Below are 8,073 nucleotides of genomic sequence, written 5' to 3'. Positions count from 1 at the left end.
TTGAGTATTTTAACTGATTGACAAAATACGCTTTATCTTAACCTATCACCAATGGACTAAGGCTAAAGCAATTATCTTTGCAGTTTGGAATGGTTCAGGCTGGGCAACTACTGCACAAATCGCTGAGTATTTTGATGTTACTGAATCAGCTGTCAAAGAACTCTACAGGGTTAATGGGGCTGAATTTCGAGACTTGGAAACCAAAACCCTTACTGGCAAGGACTTACGAGATGCTCGACAGAAGCTCTGTCTACCATCCAAGACATCCCAGGTCAGAGTTTTTTCAGCTTTGGGGACTTTGAGAATTGCAATGTTGTTACAGCAATCCGAGATTGCAGCCCAAGTTAGAACCATTATTCTCGACTTGGTTGCAGCAGTGCCTACTGTTACACCAGAACCACCACCCATCACTGCCCCTGCACTTCCCCCACTTGAACAGCGATTGCATACTCTTGTCCAAGCGATGAAAACTTTAGCCGAGTTGACAGGGGGCAGACTCAACCCTTACATGGAACAGCAGGTGAAGGACTACGCTGCTAATCTTCTGGCTGAACATAACCGGAAGATGTTGACTCCCTCAAAAGAACGCTGGTTAGGCGTGGTGAACTTTGCAGAGAATGAGCTTGGTAAAAAAGTTCCCCTAAGTGGCTCACATTACCGAGGGCATCTGGGTACATGGGTGAGGGCATTTTACCCTCAATTGGGCGATCGCCAAGAGGATCGACTAGTCAACGGTACTCAACAATCAGTTTATGTTTACGCCTGCCATGACCCATCTGTAGCGGCAGGTTTGACCAAAGCGATTGAAGAGTTTTTCGCACATCCAAATCCGGTGGCTGTCCTAAAGCAAGCAGGGGCTTTCTCTAAGAAAGCTGTAGTTACTGTTTGATAGTCATTGGTTAACAGTTAATAGCCATAACTTTAATGAATGTTGTTAGAGAGAAAAGATGAAAATTTACTCAGCATCAATATTAGTTCTTGAAGGCGATAAACCTTTTTATCACTATCCATTAGTTAGCGGGGTTGGTAAATATAATTCTTGTCAAGATTATCTAGACAGAGGGGCTATTCCTTATATTAATCTTACCATCTCATGTTTTGTGTGGGATAAACGCACAACCACACAGCGTATTATCGTGCGTCCCAAATCTCAAATTGTTGGGTTTTACAAGAATCCCGAACAGGCTATTTCACAAGAAAAAGCAGAAGAAATTGTTTTGGCGATGTCCAAGGACAAGCCGCTTTGCGTCTACGCAACAGGAGAATTATGAAACAGATGTCGCTTTTTGACGAACCAACCGCTGTTTTACCTGTCAGTTATTATCCAGATTTCTTGAGCAAGGAAGAAGCTGACACGTTATATCAACATTGCCAAGAATTGCAATGGCAACAAAACCAAATACGTATGGTTGGTAAAACAATACTCGTTCCGCGCCTGGAATGTATTTACGGCGACGAAGGCTGTGATTATCTGTACTCCAAGAGCGTACTACTCAAACCATTACCTTGGACAGAACCTCTGGCTAAGTTACGCGACAAAATCACCGCTACCACTGGTTACAGCTTCCGTATTGTCATCGGTAATCAGTATCGCAGTGGTATTGATTCTATTGGTTGGCACGCTGATAAGGAGTCATCGATGGGAATTGCCCCAGCGATCGCTTCAATCAGTTTGGGGTCGGTTCGCAAATTCCAAATCAAGCCCATCGGGGGTAAGCCTACTGACTTTTGGCTCGAACACGGCAGTCTGCTGGTGATGCACCCAGGCTGTCAGGCTACTCATGTGCATCAAGTTCCAAAGACTAACAAAGTCGTAAGCACACGAATCAATCTCACATTTCGACCGCACGTAGGGGGTAAAAGATGAGCCAACTCTTGAACCATTGAAAGATTCGAGGCTATAGCAGACTCATCATTGGGCATAATTATACATTTGCATTGCAATTGCTATGAAATTGCTGGAAAAGCCTCGATATAATTTTAGTATACGTGTACTATCTAGCTCAATCGACATCTTCCAACTACCGCAGATTTCGGAGCAAAAAATGACAGAACGATATATGCTTTCAGTCACTTTATCAGAAAAAGCTTATGAAGAATATCGGCTTGTTGCTGCATGGAAAAAGATTCCTGTTAGCACTTTAATCAGACAGATTCTAGAACGAGAACATGAAAGTCAGGGTTTTGGAGAGCTAGTCAAACGTGCTAAGGCTGACGGTCAAGCAACTACTTCGGAAGGCTCACATCAATAAATTGGAAAGCTGTCTACCGAAGATTGGTTAATCCTCAATATTCCAAGGCTTAAAAATCATTCGTTAATCCAACAGAGAAAACATCATGGGAGAAGCAAAACGTCGTCGTCAATTAGATCCTCTATCTTACGGCAAACCTAAACTTATAGATGAGTTACAGGAAGTTTTTGATTGTTTTATTCAGAAAGAATCTGACTTGATCATTGCTTCGAGTGCATTTGTTAGCGAGAACTTGTCAGAAAAATATACTAGCATCTACCAACAAGATCAGCTAAACGGCACAAAACATCAATTGGTTTTTCCCATTTCATCTTCTGAAAATGTAGCTCGACAAGTTTTTGTGGAAAATCAAGAACAAGTTATGGATTCAATGATGCCGTTCATACAAGAGCATGGTAAGGGATGGATTGCTCAACTGTATGATGACAGACTCGATACCACCGATTTCATGTATATCCCAGCTACTAGAGAGAATCTAGTGAAAATAGAAACCCAAGTTTTTACTCGTTCACTCGGTAAGATGGTCGGCAATATTATTAAATGCTCTCTGGAATATTGGACTTTTCAAGAAGATAGCATTCTCATCCCTGTCATCGCTATGTCAAATGCCGATTATCCATCTAGCCTTTTCTGCATTTAGCTAACAACAGGTGTGATAATTATGTTTCAACTTTTTGATAAATAATGAAAGCTTTTAGTTGAGTCTAAATTTTACTCGTTGCAAGACGCTCTGAGTTACGCTTTAAATGAACTTGGATTACTACCTATAGACTTTGTTATTAAAAGAGTAGGGCTTTCTTGAATTACAACCTTACACGGAAGAAGATTAGTTATTACCTGGAGATAAACTTTTATTATGCTTTAACGGTAAAAACAGTTATCTCCAGATTTAGTTAAATCCTCACGGAAGACAGTTCATGCAATCTGAAGAAATACAATTTATTCAGGATAAATCTATTTCCAGTAAAGCACGTCGTTGCTGTGAATTTATTTGTTCTCTTTTAGCAGATGGCTCCACCTTTACTACTGGTGAACTAGCTCAAAAAGCACGACTAAATGGTTTTGGTGATGCTGCACTTCAAGCAGCTAAAGCTCATCTTTTAACAACACAGAGACTAATTAGATTTCAACCTAAAATTTCTTCAACAGCTTTATGGATGAGTCAAGAAACCTATTTATCACAAGGACATCCACAAGACAGGCTTTGGGAACAGAAATGGCAATTAGAATCACGCTATAGATATTTACCTTTAGTTCCTAAAAATTCTCAAGGTGGATTTGTTTATTTCGTTAAAAGATTAGGTGATGGGATTTACAAAATCGGATTAACAGCCTGCCTGCGTAAGCGTATTCAAAATATTGTTTCACAGTGCGGTTCTCATGTAGATGTCATTTTCTATCTGGAGTTTGACTCCTATGAAGCAGCTAACTCTTTGGAAGATAAATTGCATGAACAATACCAGTATCAACGCTTAATTGGTGAATGGTTCTCTTTTTCTGATGTGGATGTTGAACAACTAATTTTAGACATGAAACGGAGGTATAACGTATGAATACGACTTGTGAACGCAAAAACTTTTTACCAGTTGTTCCATCTCACTTTGATGAGTACGGGCTGGAGCCAATGGAATATCGTTTATATTCCCACATCGTCAGGCGTGCTGGTAAAGAAGGCTGCTTTGAATCTATCCCTAACATGGCTCGAAGCTGTTTGATGAATGAAAAAACTGTCCGAAAATCATTGCGGGTTTTAGTTGCTGCTAGGTTAGTCACAATAGTACAAGAGCGCAGAGGCAGAACATCCATTTACCAACTTACTCAACCAAGTCAGTGGGTTGACTCGCACTGCTTACCAGCTATTAGACAAGAATTGACGACAAATAGTCTTAATCAAAACTCGGCACACAATGGTGATACCTCCTCCAATAATGGTAGTGGTACCAAATCTGGTAGGGGTGTGGTTCCTGATTTGGTAGGGGTAGTGGTACCAAATCTGGTAGGAGTAGTGGTACCTGATTTGGTAGACGAAGTATATCCCAATAAAGTATTCCCATCTAAAGAACTCACACTAAATACCGCGCCCTCTACAAGAGAGTGTGTGTGTGAAGAAACTGACTTAGAACAACTAAACCAAGACAAAGAACCAATTCCCCAATCCCCCACTTCGTTGTCAACAAAATCAGGATCTTCGTTTCAAACCGATAACCCCTCATGTAGACCAACTATGGCGGCGGGCTTATTCGAGTTTTCCGAACAATCGAATAATAAACCCAGTAAACCAAAATTCCAATCGATTGAGGACTTGTTAAATCTTGTGCTACTAGACCCCAGCATCATGGCATCTGACCCGTTGCCTGCGGTTTACCGAAGCGAAATCAAGTTGCGTGGCTGGCGCTTCCCCTGGCGGACGCTCACCAGGGACAAGATTTACCAAACCTGCGATCGCCGCTTGGTCGAGTTGATAGCCAAGGAAAGAGCTAAGTGGAGCAAATGCGAGTGGCAAGAAAAAATCCCCACTGTCATCAAGTCCATTGGCAATCTGGAAGCAACTAAGGGCGGCTTAGAAGAACTGCTGGGCTATTGGTCAAAAGTTGTTGAGTCTGTTGCATCACCAACAGAAACATCTCAGGCAACTACTGACCCCATCGGTTACTACTCGAATCGCTCCCTTGAGTGGCACAAAGCTACATTCTGCGAACTACTTGACCTTGGGGATAAGGTCGGCACGGATCGAGCGATCGCTCAATTCAGTACTCGCTATGACCAACAAAACGAGGGTGCAACGGACAAATGGCTGGATTGGTTAAAACTTACACAACCTACCATGTACGCCTATCTGCATCCACAAGCAGCGTGAACAACACGAATCATAGACTTTCTAGAAATCAAAACAAATTAGGTAAACCATGACGCACGAACTAAACTTTTCCGCCCAACAAGACCGCCTACCCCCGCAAAGCATTGAAGCTGAAGAAGCAATTCTGGGCGGCATCATGCTCGACCCTAATGCCATGAGCCGAATTAGCGATCGCCTGAGTGCCGATGCCTTTTACATCAACGCCCACAAAGACATCTATCAAGCAGCACAAAGGCTCTACAGCCAAGCATTACCATTGGTTGTCTGACAACGGTTTACTGTTCCGCATCGGTGGACGCAATAAACTGGCTACACTTGTCGATCGCACTGTCAGTGCCGTGAACATCAACGCTTTCGCCGATTTGGTCATGGAAAAATACCAACGGCGGCAGTTGATAAAAGCGGGAAGTGAAATCGTTCAACTCGGCTATGCAACCGAAACCGAGCTACCGATTGTCCTTGACCAAGCCGAACAAAAAGTCTACGGCATTGCGTCTGAACATTCTGCCACAGATTTAGTTCACATTTCAGACTCCCTGGCTGATGCTTTCACCGAGATTGAAGCCCGTCATGCTGGAACTGCTAGCCCTGCTGTGTCCACTGGCTTTTACGACTTGGACAGTTTACTCGGTGGTGGTTTCCGTAAAGGGCGGTTGTACGTGCTGGCTGCTCGTCCCTCGGTTGGCAAGTCGGCTTTGGCTGGTAATCTCGCTCTTAATGTTGCGGGGATTGTAAAATTACCTATCTGCATCTTCAGCTTGGAGATGTCCCAGGATGAGTATGTACAACGATTCTTGAGCAGTGAATCGGGCATTGAAAACAACTTCTTGGAAACTGGGCGCGTTTCCAATAACCAGTGGCAACCTCTAAGTCAAGCGATCACTTCCTTGAGCGAACTGCCGATTTTCATCAACGACAACTCTTGCCCCAGCTTGACCGAAATCCGCAGTCAAGTCCGGAGGGTTTCATCGCATTACGGTAACGTTGGGCTTGTGGTTGTGGATTACTTACAGCTGATGGCTGAAGGTGCTGATTCTAGAAACAACATGACCGAGCGGGTTGGGGAAATCAGCCGCGGGCTGAAGAAACTCGCCAAGGATTTGGATGTGCCAGTCCTGGCTCTATCTCAGTTAAGCCGTGAAGTTGAAAGCCGCAATGACAAACGCCCAATACTCAGTGATTTGCGGTCAAGTGGGGCAGTGGAACAAGACAGCGATGTTGTCATCATGCTCTACCGCGAGGAGATGCACAATCCCGATACCTCTGAGCGTGGCATTTCTGAGTTAATTATTCGTAAGCAACGCAATGGCCCAACTGGGACAGTCAAGCTTTTGTTTGACCATCAGTTTACGAGATTCAAGAATTTATCTCGTAGTCGGGGGTTTTAAAACTGTGAGTACAACCATCATCAAAGCTATCAGTTTACATCAGCCTTGGGCAACACTCATTCCAATGGGTCTGAAAAAATATGAAACCCGTTCAAGGGGCGACAAGCTACAAAGGGCCTGTTTTGATTTGTGCTGCTAAAAAGACCGACATAGAGCAAAAATTAACTCACAATTACTTCCTTAGCAAATATCAACAAATATTGGCTGACACTGACAACTATGTGGAGTGGGATGATTTGCCTTTTGGTTGTGCCATAGCTTTGGTAGACCTGACGGCTTGCTGTTTGATGACTCAGGTTTTTATTGACCAGCAACCGTGCTTATGACTACAACTAGGGGTGGTTTGAGTGAACCAGCACAGGTAATGTTGTCTGGGACGCCCGAAAAATTCTTATAGAACAACCTTAAACACTGACCCCTTTATAGTCAAAGATGTCTCTATCAGCACACTAAAAATAAAAAGTTACAAGATGGTTCAACAGCATTATATCCCCGTGTCATTGGTGAACGCGACCCAAATAATTCATATTATTGGTGTTAGGGTTTTAACTGAGAAGAAAAAATCAACTCGGTTTGGAAAGGTCGTTCTATCGGCTCCATCCCTTGTGCTGCTGTTGCTTTGATTCGGGCGTTGTAAAGAGAAGTTGCTACTCATGCCCCATTTCACATTGATGTGCAAACTCACGCTGATTATTGCATTATATGAATCTTGTATGAACTTGATACTTACTCGTACAGAGATGTCTTTAGATTAATATATAAAAATATTTTATATATTTTTCAGTACAAACCTATGCATATTACAAAATTATTACTGACACAATAAAGAATTGCATTTTCATCAAAAATATGCGTCTTTGTCAAGAAATAAGCGAAAATTAACAAGGTATCAAATTTTTAATAAATCAACTAAATATATTTAAGTAAAGATTAAATTTCAGCTTATGTTTCTTGTACGATATATAAGATATTACAAAAAGCTACATCTTGAAGATTGGGTAAAGAAGCTTACACTGAGTAGGAATAGTGATAAATATTGAGTTAAGGCTAGATCGAACAGAGCTATTTGGATATTTGCCAAATAAGCGAATTTTAAAGCAATTGCTTTTCATTTGCGGAATCAAGCATACAAGAATCCCAAAAAGATTCATAATTTTTCAAATTTAATATTACGCAAATGATGAGTGATAGCTATCTATTACAAAGTTCAGAATATTTTGCCCTGTTGTTCTCTATCTACTAGTTAACTAATAATTACTACATAATTATAAGCTGTGTTTTCTACATAGAGCAGCCCTAGATAATTTGTGAAAGCTTGCATACAGGGTGTTGAGCATTAACTATCAATAGCCACAATAGCGACTATTGATATTTTTCACAACTTAAATAGGATTGCTAGAGATTGGCTTTTGAGTGTTTTAACCTAACTTATAAGGCTGTGATTTTAATGTCACAGCATTAGGAGAACAGTAAAACAGATATTTTTCACATAATTTTTCAGAACTTTGTGCATAGATTCCACCCAGGGCGGCCGCATCTTATTTACTAATAAAAATTAAAACAGATCTGAAAATGT

The 8,073-nt window shown here is 41.6% G+C and carries 8 protein-coding genes and 1 pseudogene; all 9 read left to right on the top strand.

Annotated elements, in window-relative coordinates; genetic code table 11:
- The first annotated feature begins 310 nt into the window (after positions 1-310).
- The 9 genes and pseudogenes from ACM0OY_RS38655 (at position 311) to ACM0OY_RS38615 (ending at position 6,823) form a co-directional block, all read left to right on the top strand.
- The gene (locus ACM0OY_RS38655; protein ID WP_414574005.1) at positions 311-889 is read left to right on the top strand and encodes a hypothetical protein; all 579 of its coding nucleotides are present in this window, start codon (positions 311-313) and stop codon (positions 887-889) included.
- A gap of 58 nt (positions 890-947) precedes the next feature.
- Positions 948-1,271, top strand: a complete 324-nt coding sequence (locus tag ACM0OY_RS38650) for a hypothetical protein (RefSeq protein WP_414574004.1) — start codon at positions 948-950, stop codon at positions 1,269-1,271.
- A complete protein-coding gene (locus ACM0OY_RS38645) occupies positions 1,268-1,867 on the top strand; it encodes an alpha-ketoglutarate-dependent dioxygenase AlkB family protein (protein ID WP_414574003.1) in 600 nt (199 codons plus the stop codon). The genes ACM0OY_RS38650 and ACM0OY_RS38645 overlap by 4 nt, the downstream gene beginning before the upstream one ends.
- A gap of 178 nt (positions 1,868-2,045) precedes the next feature.
- Positions 2,046-2,252 (top strand): hypothetical protein, encoded by a 207-nt coding sequence (locus tag ACM0OY_RS38640; RefSeq protein ID WP_414574002.1) that lies wholly within the window; start codon positions 2,046-2,048, stop codon positions 2,250-2,252.
- 85 nt (positions 2,253-2,337) lie between these two features.
- Positions 2,338-2,892, top strand: a complete 555-nt coding sequence (locus ACM0OY_RS38635) for a hypothetical protein (RefSeq protein ID WP_414574001.1) — start codon at positions 2,338-2,340, stop codon at positions 2,890-2,892.
- 277 nt (positions 2,893-3,169) lie between these two features.
- Positions 3,170-3,805 carry a GIY-YIG nuclease family protein gene (locus ACM0OY_RS38630; RefSeq protein ID WP_414574000.1) on the top strand — a complete coding sequence of 212 codons (636 nt, stop codon included), beginning with the start codon at positions 3,170-3,172 and terminating at the stop codon, positions 3,803-3,805.
- On the top strand, positions 3,802-5,109 hold the full coding sequence (locus ACM0OY_RS38625) for a helix-turn-helix domain-containing protein (RefSeq protein WP_414573999.1): 1,308 nt from the start codon (positions 3,802-3,804) through the stop codon (positions 5,107-5,109). Before ACM0OY_RS38630 ends, ACM0OY_RS38625 begins: the two co-directional genes overlap by 4 nt.
- A 49-nt stretch (positions 5,110-5,158) precedes the next feature.
- A pseudogene (dnaB, locus tag ACM0OY_RS38620) lies at positions 5,159-6,497 on the top strand (replicative DNA helicase).
- A gap of 80 nt (positions 6,498-6,577) precedes the next feature.
- Positions 6,578-6,823, top strand: a complete 246-nt coding sequence (locus ACM0OY_RS38615) for a hypothetical protein (protein ID WP_414573998.1) — start codon at positions 6,578-6,580, stop codon at positions 6,821-6,823.
- The last annotated feature ends 1,250 nt before the right edge of the window (positions 6,824-8,073 follow it).

Origin of the sequence: Nostoc sp. CCY 9925 (assembly GCF_963920935.1) — a bacterium.
Taxonomy (GTDB): Bacteria; Cyanobacteriota; Cyanobacteriia; order Cyanobacteriales; family Nostocaceae; genus Nostoc.
The sequence above is the reverse complement of the archived record's forward strand: the minus strand, read 5'-3'. Positions and strand labels throughout refer to the sequence as shown.

Coding starts and splice junctions, on each gene's coding strand:
- ACM0OY_RS38640 (WP_414574002.1), top strand. CDS start 2,046: ATGACAGAACGATATATGCTTTCAGTCACTTTATCAGAAAAAGCTTAT.
- ACM0OY_RS38650 (WP_414574004.1), top strand. CDS start 948: ATGAAAATTTACTCAGCATCAATATTAGTTCTTGAAGGCGATAAACCT.
- ACM0OY_RS38630 (WP_414574000.1), top strand. CDS start 3,170: ATGCAATCTGAAGAAATACAATTTATTCAGGATAAATCTATTTCCAGT.
- ACM0OY_RS38635 (WP_414574001.1), top strand. CDS start 2,338: ATGGGAGAAGCAAAACGTCGTCGTCAATTAGATCCTCTATCTTACGGC.
- ACM0OY_RS38645 (WP_414574003.1), top strand. CDS start 1,268: ATGAAACAGATGTCGCTTTTTGACGAACCAACCGCTGTTTTACCTGTC.
- ACM0OY_RS38625 (WP_414573999.1), top strand. CDS start 3,802: ATGAATACGACTTGTGAACGCAAAAACTTTTTACCAGTTGTTCCATCT.
- ACM0OY_RS38615 (WP_414573998.1), top strand. CDS start 6,578: ATGAAACCCGTTCAAGGGGCGACAAGCTACAAAGGGCCTGTTTTGATT.
- ACM0OY_RS38655 (WP_414574005.1), top strand. CDS start 311: ATGTTGTTACAGCAATCCGAGATTGCAGCCCAAGTTAGAACCATTATT.